Below are 15,594 nucleotides of genomic sequence, written 5' to 3' on the forward strand. Positions count from 1 at the left end.
GCCAAAACAGCCGGATGCCCGGAATAGAAGGCCATCGATTAAGTATTTTTAAGGAGAAAACCATCGAGCAGTGCTTCAAATTCGGCTTCATAGCCAGGCAAGAATGCCATTTCGACCGGTAGATAATACATCGGAAGCTCAAGTCGCTCGTCGGCTGTGAGCAGGGCATCAATCTTTACCCAGTCTTTTTCTGTTGTCAGTAACGAATCATCCGGACTTAGCGTATCGAACAACTGATCGAGATCGGTACGGGTATAGGCATAATGATCGGCATAGCGATGATGTTTCTTCATCGAGAACGTTTGCTGAACATAGTCCTCCAGCGGAACAGCATTGGCCAGACCCGATACCAAGATCACCGATGAAAGACTGCTTACCGGTTTATTGTCGGCAAATGACATGGGCTGCCCATACTGCAATCTGGCAAAAAACAGGGGCGTATCTTCACGAATATACGAACGAATATTTGCCCCAATAGCCGCTTGCTCGGTTGCGGACAATGAATCAGGGCACTTGGTTACAATGACCGCATCGGCCCGCTGCGCCCCATGCCGTCGCTCACGCAAACGGCCCGCCGGAAAAGGATGATCGTTGTAAAAAAGCCTGCTATAATCGGTTAGCATCAGATTCAGATTTGGCCGAACCGCCCGGTGCTGAAAGGCATCGTCCAGCAGGATATGTTTCGTTTCAGGATATGTTTCCAGAATCTGCCGGATTGCTTCAGCCCTCCGTTCGCCAACGAAAATCCGTGCCCGGTGTTTGAATTTTCGGTATAACTGTAACGGCTCATCGCCGATGGTTTCGGCCGTATCGAGATCAGTAGCTACCCGAAAGCCTTTTGTGCGCCGACCGTAACCTCGGCTCAAAGTGGCCACCTCAGGGAGTAAAATTGAGCCTGGGGTCAGATGCCGTTTAATCAAATATTCAATCATGGGAGTTTTTCCTGTACCGCCAACGGTAAGGTTCCCAACCGCGATTACACAGGAACTGGATTCATAACTTGAATATAATTTCCTATCATACAACCAATTACGGATATCGGTAATTAACCCATAGATTCGGCTAAATGGCAGGAGTAGTATAAGAGTGACCAATTGCTTCGCTAATAATTTCGTAACATTGACTTTATTGAGCAGCCAAAAGTAGTACTTTTAGGATTGTGAACCCCCGCCATACCGTCTGGTACAATGAGTCTCAGAGCCGACTACCTGAAATACAGCTTGCATTTTCGTTTCGAAGCGGGTACGTCGCGTGGTATTCTTACGGAAAAAACATCCTATATTATTCGGCTAACCGACGATGAAGATCCCTCGGTTATTGGTTATGGCGAGTGCGGTCCGCTAAAAGGGTTGAGCTACGATGACCGCCCGGATTTTGAGGAGCAGTTGTCCCTGAACTGCCAGGAATTTAACGACCTCGATCTGCAGTTGTTTAGCTGGAATGTCTCCATTGTTCTAAACCAACTGATCAGCCCTCAATTTCCTAGTATACTTTTTGGTTTTGAAACCGCCATGCTCGATTTTCTGGCTGGTGGCCGACGGATCATTCACGAAACCGAATTCACAAATGGGCATCGCACTCTGCCGATCAATGGGTTAATCTGGATGGGTAGCCCGGAATTCATGCGCCAGCAAATCGATGATAAATTGCGGGACGGTTACACCACACTCAAGTTAAAAATTGGCGCGATCGATTTCGAACAGGAATGTGACCTTCTGGCCATGATTCGGGAGCGATTTACACCCGAACAGATTACGCTGCGTGTTGATGCCAATGGCGCGTTCAGCCCCGACGACGCGATGAAAAAGCTTGAACGGCTAGCAAGCTATGGTTTGCATTCTATTGAACAGCCCATTCGGGCCGGCCAACCAGATCTCATGGCCGAACTCTGCCGTAATTCGCCCCTACCGATTGCCCTCGATGAAGAACTCATCGGCCAGATGGAGTATGTTCACAAATTTCGGTTGCTAAAAAAAATACAACCGCAGTTTATCATTCTTAAACCAACCTTGCTGGGTGGGCTGCGTCATTGCGACGAATGGGTCGAGGTGGCCGGTCGGCTTAATATTGGCTGGTGGCTAACATCGGCATTGGAATCGAATATTGGCCTGAATGCGATTGCTCAATATACGGCCCAGTTTAAAAACCTCATTCCGCAGGGTTTGGGAACCGGGCAACTTTACTTCAATAACGTCGACAGCCCCCTCGCAATTGAGCATGGTCACTTACGCTATGATCCTGCTCAACCCTGGGATTTCACTCAATTGGCCAACAGCAGCATGCAATCACGGTAACGCATAGGGGGCACAATACAACCGCTCATTGCCCAACTCATGAAGGAGGTGCGTAGGTGATTGTCCAACAAAATGCGCAAAATCATGAATCAGGTGGCTTTGGTCATAATAGCCATTTCGTTCAACAAAATCATACCAGTCGGGTTGAAGCCGGGAAGTTGTCTGAAGTTCGTTTAGTACCCGCTGAAAACGCACAAAGCGCGCAAACTCTTTCGGTGAGAATCCAACGTATTTCTGAAATCGAAGCTGCGCCGTCCGCTCCGAAATCCGTTGCTCGTTAGCCATCAGTTTGACTGGATTCAGGTGCAGTTGCTTCTGACACAAGGTGATGAGATCAGCCACATGGTTCAGGGAATTATCCCCAGTCTTCAGATAGGGGTCGGCAAATTTGCCGACAATTGCTACCCGATCCTGATGATCAGCGGCCTCCATCAATTGCTCCCAAAGTAAGTTGAAGCATTTTTTAACCAATAGATCGTCGGGATGGATCACGTGACCGTTAAGCTCCTGAACGGGCAGGTTAAAAAACCGATAGAATCCATCAAAAGAAAAATTGACAGACAGCATATCTGCCCCTGCTTCGCTCTGGAAGCGTATTGCCTGTTTTATGGGCCCTATGATAGCAACCCGATTCAGGGTAAACGACGAATTCTGATTTGAACCGACCTGCATTGTATGAGGCCGCCCGAAATTAAAGATAATACTAGCCTGAAAATTCGGCAGCAAAACGCGCTCTACCGGCTGCTCGATTCCCGACCAGAATGAATAGATGTGCCGAATTGCCGACCGTACACCAGCGGCTGGTCGGGCATACAGTTCAAGTTGATTGCTCTGCTGATCCATTCACTAAGTCGTCAGTAGGTACTTGGCAGCGTTCAGGCTTTGGGAAGCAGTTTGCCTACCAAAGCCTGAACGTTCAACATCAGGCCCAGTCCACACCTTTCCGCAACCAGTTCAGCGTATCTTCTTCGCGACTACCGGATTCCGGACGAAAATCATAGGTCCAGTTCGCCTGGGGCGGCATACTCATCAAGATAGACTCCGTACGACCATTGGTTTCAAGGCCAAATTTAGTACCCCGGTCCCAGACCAGATTGAACTCCACATAACGTCCACGACGCAGCAACTGCCATTGCTTTTCGCGATCGCCAAATGATAGATCGCGATTCTGGTGCATGAAGTGCGTGTAGATAGGTGCAAACGCATTTCCGACATCCTGTACGAATGCAAAGAGATCTGCTTTATGTGCAGCATCGACTGGCTTTAGGTAATCGAAGAAAATACCCCCGATTCCTCGCGTTTCCTGCCGATGCGGAATATAAAAGTAATCGTCAGCCCAGGTTTTAAATTTGGGGTAATAAGTCTCATCATGCCGATCACACACCATTTTCAGGTTTTTATGAAACCAGCGCGCATCTTCTTCAACAACATAATGAGGAGTCAGGTCGATGCCTCCGCCAAACCAGCTTTGTCCGCTACTCATCTCAAAATACCGGACATTCATGTGAATGATCGGCACCATCGGATTGCGTGGGTGGAGTACAATTGAAACGCCTGTAGCATAAAACTCGGCTGGTTCGGTCAGGTTCAGTGAACGCAATGTGGCTTCGGTTGCCTCACCATGGACTGCCGAAAAGCCAACACCTCCTTTTTCAATGACGGCCCCGTCTACTATCGTTCGCGAGCGCCCTCCGCCCCCACCCGGCCGCTCCCAGGCATCGGTCCGAAACTGGCCTGTACCATCGGCTACCTCCAGCGACTGGCAAATCCGGTCCTGCAGGTCGGCAAAAAAAGCGGTAATCGTATCTTTCGTAATAAATTGTTCCGACGTCATAATGCACGCAAAGATACAACACGATTATTCGGCGAGCTTCAATGCATAACGCACCGGTCGTGGTTTATCAATCATAAGCAACAATCCCTGAACAGCTAACAGGCGTAACATTTTACCCGCCCGATAATCCGAGATGTTAATTAGTTTGGCAAACCGTTCAGGAGTAACATACTCATTTTTCCGAAGGTATTGAATTAATGTCCGCGTCATAGGCGATTTCACTAATTCATGGACATCGGCCTTTTCCTTCGTAATAATCAGCTTGTTGGTAGGAACCGACTTATCTTTTGCCCTGACATATATGGTTCGCTGCCCCGATTCGTCGACAGCATAATGGGGCTTTTCTGTACTCTCAGCCACATGAACGACCAGTACGATCCGACCATCGGGCGTTAACGTTTCGTAACTAACCGTTAAAGCCGGTTCGACGAACTGATCCGTCGCATCTTCAATTTTATGGACTTCCCGAAACTCGGAGGGGACACCGACAATTTTCCCATTATCGGCAACGCCTATCAATAAGGTACCACCCGACGTATTGGCAAAAGCAGCCAGTGTTCTGGCAATACGGTTTGCCGATGAGATCGAGCGTTTAAATTCTAAACGAGTGTTTTCACCCTGTGTAATCAGATCGTCGAGGTTGTTTCGAGTCATAACTGGATAACAAGAAAATCAACGATTTGTCCATTCCACTCGCCTACTCTACATTCAATCATAGTTTATTGGTATAAATTAGTTAATACAACCCCTTCGTCCAGGCAACATTGCTGTTGCTTATTCCCTAACAGAAGCAGTCCTTCTGTTCCCAGATGAAATTAGGAAAATTTCAATAAAAACAGGAAACATGCTTAACTAATTTATTTGCCGAACGAATTAACCTATTCGAACAAAGTGCTTCATGCAGGCATAGCAGACATATCCTTTGCTTGACAGGAAGAACAATAAAGTTTTAAAGATGATTGGGCGGGTTGTCCGATCTAAGGCAGTGGCTTTTTTGCAAACTGGACACTGGCTTCTAAATGTAACCCGGTAATAAACAAGATTGACTAATATAAAGACAACCAGTAGAATACCTATCAAGATAAGAAGTTTCATAGTAGGGATTATAAGAGACCGGTAATAACGTAAAGTTATCGTACGGGACCTATTTATTTATCATACCTACTTATTGAATATATTAAATTTACTATTAGGAATTAACAATAAACAAAATACCAATTTATGATATAAATATTACATTTTATATACGGGCCAAAACACGAAATGGGATTGATCCGGTTGTTCGTTTCGGTTTATTCACTCCCCCATAAGCGGCATGGCTACGGGGGAGTCTAGCATATGCTATATACAGTTACAAATTCACCTTGTTATAACCAGACTACTATTCAGCAGCCTTGTTCTGAGGTTTGCGACCACGTGGTTTTCCTGTATAAGCTGGCTTGGGAGCCTGATCGTTTAGCAGTAATTCATAACCTACGACCCCATCCTCGTAATCGAATGGTTTGATTGTAAAAACGTATTTCGAATCTGCGTAATCGATTCCGCTTTTCTGCAAAATAACAGGTAGTGAAACGCTGTAACTTTTAGCAGCTTTTTCCAGTTCAAATGCACCTTCCTGACCATCAGTAGCAGGAATAACATAAAGCGACTTTATTTTTCGCTTTCCTTCCTGAACACCTACTTTAAACTTGGTATTTTCGGGATCGAAAGCTAATTGTGCTACGGATTTGGCTGGAAAAACAAGCTTACCTGCCGAAGAAATATAGCCCGTGACAGGCGCCGATTTTTTAGCCTTTTTCTCCTTAGGTTTATTATTTTCCAGCGGAGAGAAGAACCGAATTTGCGTTGCTTTCATGAAGACAGTCTGTTTTATATGAGTATAATGAAACCCAAGTGCGAATATACTGTGTCTATTTATATATTAATATCTCAGGTTATCAATTATAGAAAATATTTGATACGATGAAGACTATAATCATTGATTCGGACACAAAAAAAACTTAATCAATTTAATATATAAAAATAGATTTATGGTTTTAGTCATAAATAATAAATCGAATTTAAGTCAATCCATTTCCGTTTGGAAATTAAAAAAAGACTATACCTTGTCTCTCCAGCACTCAAATCACGTATAAATTTCAATACTTTGGCCGAAATACCGCAAGTGAAATATACCAAATTAACTAGTATTACTTCATTACATAATGTCTAGAATCCACTCTTGCCAGTGTAAGCCAAACAGTAGTACATCATATTTTGGCGGATGGATTTTCTTATTTACCAACCAGATAGAAACATTAGCAATTATTAGCTATTTGAATAGACAGTGCTTAAACAACGGTGACATAATTCACTAATTCCTGCTTCAGCTTTTAAGTGATAATCTAATTTATTGTTTTCGTATCATAAGTCACTATGCGCCCCTACTTATTGAATGATGCGGCAAAAAGGTGAAGTTCATAAAGGAAATTTTAATGACCTTGCTGAAAAAATAGTATTTAATCAAAAGCAACTTGCCGTTAAATTATAACTTTTACTAACAATGGTTTCTATTTTTTATCAGCCAAATTGACGCCAATTTTTAAATCAATTTTAATTAATATTTGATTAACTGACAAAATTGTCATCTGCATTATCTACCGGCATTTGTGAAATACAAAATTGATGTCGTTCCTGATTTACATGATAAGTTACATCTAAGCCATAACTATCACAGATTTGCTTGACAATTGACAAACCTAGCCCTATTGAGTCTGTTCCTGTACCCTCTTTCTTAAATCGCTCGAAAAGACGCTCAGGTGCTGAGATAAGCGGGCCGCCAGTATTTCTCAGATAGAGCCTTTCTTTAGTAGAATCCAACTCAATAGAACCCCCTGGCTGATTATGTTTAATCGCATTGTTTACCAGGTTTGTTACCAGAATATCGGCTAAAGCAACCGGTAATATAACCTCAAAGGATATCGACTGATGAACATGAATAGAAAGTTCTTTAAAAGTTAATACCTCTTCCATATCCTGCAATTTCTCCATAAAAAGTTGCGATAGATTAACACGCTGAACGTCCTGAAACTGGTGATTTTCTATTTTCGCCAACAACAGTAGTCCCTGATTCAATCGTACAATACGCCGGGAGGCTTCGTATATTGTTTCGATCCAGTTCGTTTGCGCTTCGGTTAGTTGTTCACTTTGAATCAATTGTTCGACTTTTGCATTAATGAGCGCCAGTGGTGTCTGCATTTCATGTGAAGCATTTTCGGTAAACTCCTTCAGGCTTTTATAATCATGCTGCATTTTATCGGCCATTTTTTGCAGCACTTCATTCAACGAATAGAATTCAGTAATCTCAGGTTTAGACAGTTGTAAAGGTGATCCACTATTCAGGTCGAAATTCTTGATACGCGATAAGGTATCGTAAAAAGGATGCCATAACCTCCCCGATAATTTACCCTGAAACCAGAATGTACCCAATAACAACAGCCCCAGAAATGTGGCCATTGTAAAAGTAACTGCTTCAATTAGTCGATAAGTCTGAATGAGCGATTTTCGGATCGATACCCGGTGCATCCTACCCTGAATGGGTTCATAGAAGGTTAATTGTCGAAAAGGTATCAGTTCATCGTCATAGCGGTTTCGAATCAGCGTATCCGTAAAAAATTCGCGTATTTGTTTAGGTCTATCACTGATTGGAACAACATCGATTTTATTCTCAACGAAATAAGGGCTACTCGACCATGTGTTATGCGCTCGCACATATGCCTGAAAGTCACGACGTTCTACCTGTAATCTACTTTCAACTTCGTCGTAAATCAATAAGCGAACGATCTGATAAAAAGCCAGGGCTGTTAGCAGATAAATTACTAGTGAAAATGTAAGATAGATGCGGTTGGTTTTGGCAAGCAGTTTCAAGGCTGACTGAATTTATATCCAATGCCATAAATCGATTGTACATAATCGGCGGCACCTTTTTCAATTAATTTCCTGCGCAGATTTTTAATATGCGAATACACGATATCAAACGAGTCGACCGAATCGATGTTGTCGCCCCACAAATGCTCCGCAATCGACGCTTTTGTCAGGGCTACATCAATATTTGATAAAAAATACAACAGCAAATCATATTCCTTCCGCGATAAGGTTGTGAGTTGACCATTCACGTAGACCTTCCGGTTATGAGGTACAACCACAATTTCCTGAAAACGGATTTCAGTATGCCCGCCAAATTGTCGGCGTCGCAGCAATGATTTAACGCGGGCATTCAATTCGGAAAGGTGAAACGGCTTGGTCAAATAATCATCCGAGCCAATTTCAAGCCCTCGCAACTTGTCTTCCAGGGCGTTACGGGCTGAAATAATGATAATTCCAGTTGTGGCAACGAGCCGTTTTAAAGCCTCGATGATCTGAAAACCATCTCCTCCGGGTAACGTCAGATCGACAATCACGCAGTCATACGTGTAGAGATATATTTTCTCGTCGGCCTCCTGAAAAGTAGCAGCCGTTTCGCAGATGTATCCTTCCTTCACCATGTAATCGGTGATACTCTCAGCCAATCCCTTTTCATCTTCAACTACCAATACTTTCATATCATTGCCAGATCAAATAATATACGAAAATAGCCGTCAATTTTGGAAAGATTCTGGAAGTGTAGGAGGCATAAATTTTCACTGTTATACGTTACTGGTAGGCGACTAACACCGTAAAGTTGCTGGAATAGCTGACTAGGTTTGTCGGCTCTTGATGCATTGGCAGATTGAAGAACCTGCCAATGCGTTTTCATAAAACTGAGTGTATATTCTGAATGCTATTGTAGAGTCATCACGGCGAACAGTCCTCAACTCACCATGTCGATTTTGCAAAACCGACATCACTACTAACTAAATCAAAGATTTATTACAGGTATCGTCCCTTTGTATTCCCACTCCCATACCGTACCATCTTCGTCATCCCAAACATCTCCTGAAAAGTCAAAATTATTTTTTCTCAGAATGCGTGTGGAGTAATTTTCTTCTGGCAGAGTCCGGGCTGTGACGATAACGGTAGGATCTGTTTCCAAAGCAAGTAGTACCAATTGCCTGCATATTTCTGCGCCAATTCCCAGATTCTGGAAGTGCGGAAATACGCCATACGCAATTTCAACCCGCCCTTCTTTAGGCTTGCCCTTAAAGCCTGCGCTTCCCACGAACGTATCGTTTTGCTGAACAAAATAGCCAATCCAGGGCGGGGTATACCCGATCCGGTTAAAAAACTCGATTGTCATCGTCAGACCGGGTTCACTGTCCGGATGTTGAAGGAACTGGGTATTTTCCTCAATTGTCTGTCGAATGGGCAGGAGCGTCATCATGAAGACTATCGTTTATAATTGTACACATCTAATTAGCATACAGCCGGTTATACCTGGCTCAGCCTGTTTGCTTCACTGATCAATCTTACAAAAACTGGCAATAGACTGTACTATCTGGCAAAAAACTACTCAAATCTCTGGCGAAACGCACCTTTTCCCAAATGTTTCCAAAATTGAGATCGTGTTTTGCAGACACTTGTCCGTGAGCCAGACCATATCCGGGCAAGTTTAGCCGATGATCTACCCGCGTTTTCAGGAGTCTGTACTAAAGATTCCAGCCTCTGCAAAGTACCGAAGAACAACGGGCTGGCTGCTCTGGCTAGGAGCCGGACTCGTTACCGTTCAGGCACAGGCACAATCGCTGAATTTGAGCCAGGTTGTTGAACAAAGCACCCGGCAATATCCATTTCTGAAGTCCAAACAGGCCGAAATTAGTAGTGCTGAACGACGGCTTCAGGCAAGTCGTGTCGAATACCTGCCAAGCCTGATTGTTCAGGATCAGTATAACTACGCGACCAGCAACAGTCTGAATGGTTCGTTTTTCCCGAACGAAGGAACCGCCATTTCTACATCCGGCGGGGTTCGTCCTACCGCTGTTTCAAAGGCCAGTTTCGGTAGTTATACCAGCGCTGCTATTGAGTGGCGAGCCATCACATTCGGACGGATTAAAGCCAATGTAGCCGTGGCTGATGCCGAACTCCAACGCAGCCGCATCGATTATGACAATGAACTTTTTCAGCACCAGGTTCGAACTATCGATGCCTATTTGCTACTGCTGATCAACCAGAAACTGGTACAGATTCAACGCAGTAATCTCGATCGTGCGCAAACGTTCAAACGAGTAGTCGATTCGGGCGTACAATCGGGTATGCGCGCTGGCGTAGATAGTTCACTGGCAACTGCCGAAGCCGTTCGAGCCCGGATTCTGCTATTGGAAAGCCAGCAGCAGGAGCAGGTACAGCGGTTACGGTTATCCGAGTTGACTGGCCAGCTCCAGCGAAATATTCAGGTTGATAGTATGCGTTTTTACACCGCTTTGCCAACAGGAGCTCCGTTGTCAGATTCGATCTCCCCTAAGAATCCGGCTCTGCGGCTCTTTCAATCCCAGATAGCCCTATCGTCGGCCCGCAGCGTGGCTACCCAGCGAACCAGCCTGCCCGTCATTTCTCTGGTTGGGGTTGGTAATGCACGCGGATCGGGCTTTTCTAATCAGGGCGATATCTTTCTGAATAACCAGATAAACGGCCTTGGTTATCAGGTATCCAACTACCTGGTTGGCGTGGTTGCCCGCTGGAATTTGACCAACATTCTGCGCGTTCGGCACGACTACCGAAGCGAGCTTTTTCAGGTAGAACGGTTCCGGCAATTGTACAATGAACAGCAACTGCGTATTAATCGCCAGTATCAGGAAGCCGAAACGCAGTATCAGGTCGCGCTCGAACAGGCTCGTCAGGCACCGATTCAACTTCGGGCTGCCAGGCAGGCTTATAATCAGGCAAAATCGCGCTATGAAAGCGGTTTAACTGATTTGCCTACACTGCTGCAAAGCGTTGTTACGCTCAATCGGGCTGAAGTAGACGGGTACGTAGCCACCAGCAATGTCTGGCGATTCCTGCTTCTGAAAGCTGCTGCCGATGGCGATCTGTCGCTGTTCATGAATCAAGTTCAATAAAGCTTATTGTTACGGGGTAGTTGGTTTAAAGCCTGAGCTGTGAACCAACTACCCAATACTGGAAACTACTATGTATCAACTCATTCGATCTGCCTTACGAAAACCGATTTCGGTGGTGGTAGCGGTTCTGGGACTCCTGTTTTTTTCGGTGATGTCACTGTTTACCATTCCCGTCGATATTTTTCCGAACCTCGATCTACCTACCATTTACGTCGTTCAGCCTTATGGCGGCATGGCTCCCGACCAGATGGACGGTTTCATCGCTACCCGTTATCAGGATCACTTCCTGTATGTATCGGGGATTCGTGACATCGATGTAAAAACTATTCAGGGTTTATCGCTCATCAAACTGCAATTCTATCCGGGAACCGATATGGCTCAGGCGGCTGCCGAAGTTGCCAATAACGTCTCCCGTGCGAAAGCCTACATGCCCGAAGGGACCGTTCCGCCCCAGGTAGTGCGCTTCGATGCCAGTTCGGTGCCGGTTGGTCAATTGGTGTTCGAAAGTCAGGGGCGATCCCTGAACGAAATTCAGGATTACGCGTCATCACGAGTGCGGCCGATGTTCTCCCGCATTCCGGGCGTATCGAGCCCTCCTCCCTTTGGCGGTAACCAACGGACGGTGATCATCAAGGTAAATCCGCAACTGGTCCGCAGTTACCAGTTGACGCCGGAAGAAGTCATTAAATCCATTATCACCAACAACCAGCCTTCACCCGCCGGAAACATCCGGATCGGTGATAAAGCCCTGATGACGCCGGTAAACTCGCTCGTCAAACGGCCCGAGGATTTTCTGAATATTCCCATTCGGGTTGGCTCTGGCCCAACCGTTTTTGTGCGCGACATTGGTACAGTTGAAGATGGAGCCGACGTAACGGTGAGCTACGCACTGGTGAACGGTCGTCGGGCGGTCTATATTCCGGTCGTTAAAAAGTCGGATGCATCCACGCTCGATGTGGTAAACAACATCCGAAAAGCCATGCCCGAATTGCAGGCGGCCGTTCCCGAAGATGTAAAAATATCCTACGAATTTGACCAGTCGGTCTACGTAACAAATTCACTCAAAAGCCTTGTTACGGAGGGCATTCTGGGAGCTGTACTAACGGGATTGATGGTGTTGTTATTCCTGCGCGACTGGCGGAGCGTCATTATTGTGGTGGTAACCATCCCGATTTCCATTCTATCGGCGGTGATTATGCTCAACCTGTTTGGACAGACCATCAACATCATGACCCTGTCTGGGTTGGCCCTGGCCATCGGGATTCTGGTTGACCAGGCCACAGTAACGATCGAGAATATTCACCAGCATCTGGAAACTGGCAAACCCAAAGCCGTTGCGATCTGGGATGCCTGTAAAGAAATCGTCTTCCCTGAATTTCTGATTCTGCTGGCGATTCTGGCCGTATTTGCCCCTGCGTTCGTTATGAGCGGAGTTCCCCGTTCCATGTTCCTGCCGTTATCGCTGTCGGTTGGTTTTGCGATGATTGCCTCGTTCCTGCTTTCGCAGACGTTCGTACCTGTTCTGGCAAACTGGCTCCTGAAAAGCCACCCGCCCCACGAAGCCCCAACACTGGCTCTCGACGCGCAGGAACGGCACGCGATCCTCGACGAAGCCGCCCACCCTGTTCCTAATGCTTCAGGGTTCGAAAAGTTCAAACAGCGGTATTCCTCGTTGCTCGATAAAATACTGAATCGTCGGGGTCTGGTCGTCGGGGGTTATCTGGCTGGCACGCTGGCAATCATTGTTGTTTGTTTCATGGTCATTGGAACGGATATTCTGCCGCATGGCAACAGCCACCAGTTTCAGATGCGGCTACGCGTTCCCGACGGCACACGGGTAGAACGTACCGAGCTGGCCACCCTAAAAGTGCTTGATATTATAAAGGATGAGGTTGGCGCCGACAACGTTGAGATTTCATCAGCCTATGTTGGAACAGTTCCGTCCAGTTACGGAACATCGAACATCTTCGTATTTAACAGCGGACCGCATGAAGCCGTTTTACAGGTGTCGCTCAACGAAGAGCATCCTGTGAAAATGGATGATCTGAAGGAGTCGTTGCGGACGCGGATCGCCAAAGCCTTACCAACGGCCAACATCTCGTTCGAGCCGATCGAGCTGACCGAAAAAATCATGAGTCAGGGCGCATCCACACCCATCGAGGTAACAGTAGCGGCCAAAGATCTGACCGAAGCAGGTCGGTTTGCCAACAAAATCCGGGAACAGATGGCCAAAATCGATTTCCTGCGTGATGTACAAATCGCACAGCCGCTGGCCTACCCGGTTCTGAATGTAACGATGAATCGGGAACGGGCTGGACAACTGGGCGTTACCTCCACGCAGGTGGCCCGGTCGATGGTGGCGGCTACGTCATCAAGTCGCTTTACGGATAAAAACCTCTGGCTCGATGAGTCGAAAGGATTGGCGTATCAGGTTCAGGTCCAGATCCCTGAATATCAGATGAGCAGTACCAGCGACATCGGAAATATTCCGCTGAAAAGCGGCAACATGCAACCACTGTTATCGGACGTAGCCACCTTTTCGGAAGGAACAACGCCCGGTGAATATGACCGCGCCGGACCGAACCGGCTGGTTACAATTACGGCTAACTTACAGAAAAAAGACCTCGGAACGGCCCAGAAAGCCGTAGAACAGGCCATTCGCAACGCAGGCGAAGCACCACGCGGTGTAATTGTTGAGATGGGCGGACAAACGAATCTGCTCACCGACACGCTGAGCAGTCTGCAAACGGGTCTTCTGGTTGCCATCGTGATCATCTTTCTGCTGCTGGCCGCCAATTATCAGTCATTCAAGCTCTCGCTGGTTATTCTGTCAGCAATACCGGCTGTGGTTGCCGGAGCACTGCTGATGCTCCTGGCCTGCGGTGCCACGCTCAATCTGCAATCCTACATGGGGTTGATCATGTCGGTCGGTGTGTCAGTGGCCAATGCGATTTTAATGGTTACCAATGCCGAAAACCTCCGGCTGGAAGTTGGTGATACACTAAAGGCCGTTGTGCTGGCCGCCAACAGCCGGATTCGGCCGATTCTGATGACGAGTATCGCCATGATTGCGGGGATGGTTCCGATGGCATCGGGTCTAGGCGAAGGCGGTGACCAGATTGCACCACTTGGGCAAGCCGTTATTGGCGGTCTGATTGCCTCAACCCTGGCTGCTCTGCTCATTCTTCCCTGTGTATTTAGCCAGCTTCAGGCCAAAGCTACGACTCAATCTGTATCGCTCGACCCGGAAGATCCGGAAAGCAAATTTTTCGATAAACAACTGACTCCTGCTCCGGCAGTCCGCTCCATATGAAACCATTTTTGAGATTTGTCTGGCCGGTATCGGTTGCGGCCGGTATAGCAGCCTGCTCGTCTTCGGGCAACGACAAAAAACCGACGGCCACCAAAGAGCCGGAAACACCGCAGGTAGTAATGACAACGGTTCAGGCGTTACAGCCCAGCAAACGTGTCACTCTGCCGGGTGAATTAAAACCCTGGAACCGGGTAAATATCTACGCAAAAGTGAAAGGATTTGTCCGTGATATTCCGGTCGATCGGGGCACGTTCGTTCGCAAAGGGCAGGTGTTGGCCCGGCTCGATGCCCCCGAAGTCATTTCGGAGCTCAGTCAGGCGCAGGCGCAGGTACAGGCTCAGGAAGCAACACTGGTCGAGCAAACAACCCGTTCGCGGGCCAGTCGACTAACTTATCAGCGCCTGTTGCAAACGGCAAAAATGGAGGGGGCCGTATCGGCCAACGAACTGGATCAGGCCCAGGCGAAAATGCAGGCCGATAGTGCTATGGTCGCGGTGGCACGTGGTACGGTGCAGGCTGCCCGCTCGAATTATCAGGCAAAAACCGAACTTCGGCAATATCTGACCATTACGGCCCCGTTCGACGGCATGGTCATCGAGCGGAATATCAGCCCTGGCGCACTGGTTGGTGCAGGTGATAGCGGAAAGCCGCTGTTTGTACTGGAAGATAGCCATACGCTTCGTTTGACGGTGGCTATTCCAGAAACGTTTGCCAATCAGCTAGCCGCAAAAAGCGCAGTTTCATTTACAGTAAACGCCATTCCTGAACGACGCTTTAACGCCAAATTAGCCCGTAGCGCCGAGAGTTTGGTAGAAGCAAACCGCGCCATGATGGCCGAATTTGACGTCAATAATGCGGCTCATGAATTGAAGTCTGGTATGTATGCCGAAGTAACACTTCCGATTGAACGCTCCGCGCGAACGATGTTCGTTCCAACATCATCGGTGGTGAGTTCCAGCGAAAAAATGTTCGTGATTCGGGTACATGACAATCGGGCACAGTGGGTATCGGTGCAGAAAGGGAATGTCATTGACAGCCTGGTGGAAGTGTTCGGCGATCTGAAGCAGGGCGAACCCATCGTGAAAGCAGCTTCGGAAGAAATCCGGGATGGACAGGCGATTAAAGCGAAGTAATCCGATGGAT

The 15,594-nt window shown here is 47.0% G+C and carries 12 protein-coding genes; 4 read left to right on the plus strand and 8 right to left on the minus strand.

Translation table 11 applies throughout. The features are described 5' to 3' along the window. Positions 1–38: 38 nt before the first annotated feature. Positions 39–1,094 carry a tetraacyldisaccharide 4'-kinase gene (lpxK, locus tag G8759_RS24745; protein WP_317166721.1) on the minus strand — a complete coding sequence of 352 codons (1,056 nt, stop codon included), beginning with the start codon at positions 1,092–1,094 and terminating at the stop codon, positions 39–41. Positions 1,095–1,187: 93 nt separating this feature from the next. Here lpxK and G8759_RS24750 point away from each other — a divergent pair, with 93 nt between their 5' ends. Continuing rightward, positions 1,188–2,294, plus strand: a complete 1,107-nt coding sequence (locus tag G8759_RS24750; protein ID WP_167214159.1) for an o-succinylbenzoate synthase — start codon at positions 1,188–1,190, stop codon at positions 2,292–2,294. Here G8759_RS24750 and G8759_RS24755 read toward each other — a convergent pair. The 7 genes from G8759_RS24755 to G8759_RS24785 form a co-directional block, all read right to left on the minus strand. Then, on the minus strand, positions 2,286–3,137 hold the full coding sequence (locus G8759_RS24755) for a helix-turn-helix domain-containing protein (RefSeq protein ID WP_167214161.1): 852 nt from the start codon (positions 3,135–3,137) through the stop codon (positions 2,286–2,288). The genes G8759_RS24750 and G8759_RS24755 overlap by 9 nt on opposite strands. 79 nt (positions 3,138–3,216) lie before the next feature. Next, positions 3,217–4,128 (minus strand): oxygen-dependent coproporphyrinogen oxidase, encoded by a 912-nt coding sequence (hemF, locus tag G8759_RS24760; protein ID WP_167214163.1) that lies wholly within the window; start codon positions 4,126–4,128, stop codon positions 3,217–3,219. 24 nt (positions 4,129–4,152) lie between these two features. Further along, positions 4,153–4,782, minus strand: coding sequence for an AlbA family DNA-binding domain-containing protein (locus G8759_RS24765; RefSeq protein WP_167214165.1), 630 nt, complete (start codon positions 4,780–4,782; stop codon positions 4,153–4,155). Positions 4,783–5,509: 727 nt separating this feature from the next. Next, complete coding sequence (locus G8759_RS24770; protein WP_167214167.1) at positions 5,510–5,983, minus strand: hypothetical protein; 474 nt, start codon at positions 5,981–5,983, stop codon at positions 5,510–5,512. Positions 5,984–6,735: 752 nt separating this feature from the next. Further along, positions 6,736–8,034, minus strand: coding sequence for a sensor histidine kinase (locus G8759_RS24775; RefSeq protein WP_167214169.1), 1,299 nt, complete (start codon positions 8,032–8,034; stop codon positions 6,736–6,738). Continuing rightward, positions 8,031–8,708: a response regulator transcription factor gene (locus G8759_RS24780; protein ID WP_167214173.1), complete on the minus strand. Its 678-nt coding sequence runs from the start codon at positions 8,706–8,708 to the stop codon at positions 8,031–8,033. The genes G8759_RS24775 and G8759_RS24780 overlap by 4 nt, the downstream gene beginning before the upstream one ends. 296 nt (positions 8,709–9,004) lie before the next feature. Further along, positions 9,005–9,466 (minus strand): GNAT family N-acetyltransferase, encoded by a 462-nt coding sequence (locus G8759_RS24785; RefSeq protein ID WP_167214176.1) that lies wholly within the window; start codon positions 9,464–9,466, stop codon positions 9,005–9,007. 235 nt (positions 9,467–9,701) lie between these two features. Here G8759_RS24785 and G8759_RS24790 point away from each other — a divergent pair, with 235 nt between their 5' ends. The 3 genes from G8759_RS24790 to G8759_RS24800 all read left to right on the plus strand — a co-directional run bounded on the left by G8759_RS24790 (position 9,702) and on the right by G8759_RS24800 (position 15,584). Beyond that, on the plus strand, positions 9,702–11,138 hold the full coding sequence (locus G8759_RS24790; protein WP_167214181.1) for a TolC family protein: 1,437 nt from the start codon (positions 9,702–9,704) through the stop codon (positions 11,136–11,138). Between the two features lie 70 nt (positions 11,139–11,208). Then, a complete protein-coding gene (locus G8759_RS24795; protein ID WP_167214184.1) occupies positions 11,209–14,451 on the plus strand; it encodes an efflux RND transporter permease subunit in 3,243 nt (1,080 codons plus the stop codon). Next, complete coding sequence (locus G8759_RS24800) at positions 14,448–15,584, plus strand: efflux RND transporter periplasmic adaptor subunit (RefSeq protein ID WP_167214187.1); 1,137 nt, start codon at positions 14,448–14,450, stop codon at positions 15,582–15,584. Before G8759_RS24795 ends, G8759_RS24800 begins: the two co-directional genes overlap by 4 nt. Positions 15,585–15,594 lie beyond the last annotated feature (10 nt).

It is taken from the genome of Spirosoma aureum (genome assembly GCF_011604685.1).
In the GTDB taxonomy this organism is placed as follows: Bacteria; Bacteroidota; Bacteroidia; order Cytophagales; family Spirosomataceae; genus Spirosoma; species Spirosoma aureum.

What these genes read in the sequence shown, in the direction of transcription:
- G8759_RS24755 (WP_167214161.1), bottom strand. Translation starts at nt 3,137, where the DNA reads ATGGATCAGCAGAGCAATCAACTTGAACTGTATGCCCGACCAGCCGCT.
- G8759_RS24765 (WP_167214165.1), bottom strand. Translation starts at nt 4,782, where the DNA reads ATGACTCGAAACAACCTCGACGATCTGATTACACAGGGTGAAAACACT.
- G8759_RS24800 (WP_167214187.1), top strand. Translation starts at nt 14,448, where the DNA reads ATGAAACCATTTTTGAGATTTGTCTGGCCGGTATCGGTTGCGGCCGGT.
- G8759_RS24790 (WP_167214181.1), top strand. Translation starts at nt 9,702, where the DNA reads ATGATCTACCCGCGTTTTCAGGAGTCTGTACTAAAGATTCCAGCCTCT.
- G8759_RS24770 (WP_167214167.1), bottom strand. Translation starts at nt 5,983, where the DNA reads ATGAAAGCAACGCAAATTCGGTTCTTCTCTCCGCTGGAAAATAATAAA.
- G8759_RS24795 (WP_167214184.1), top strand. Translation starts at nt 11,209, where the DNA reads ATGTATCAACTCATTCGATCTGCCTTACGAAAACCGATTTCGGTGGTG.
- G8759_RS24780 (WP_167214173.1), bottom strand. Translation starts at nt 8,708, where the DNA reads ATGAAAGTATTGGTAGTTGAAGATGAAAAGGGATTGGCTGAGAGTATC.
- hemF (WP_167214163.1), bottom strand. Translation starts at nt 4,128, where the DNA reads ATGACGTCGGAACAATTTATTACGAAAGATACGATTACCGCTTTTTTT.
- G8759_RS24785 (WP_167214176.1), bottom strand. Translation starts at nt 9,466, where the DNA reads ATGATGACGCTCCTGCCCATTCGACAGACAATTGAGGAAAATACCCAG.
- G8759_RS24750 (WP_167214159.1), top strand. Translation starts at nt 1,188, where the DNA reads ATGAGTCTCAGAGCCGACTACCTGAAATACAGCTTGCATTTTCGTTTC.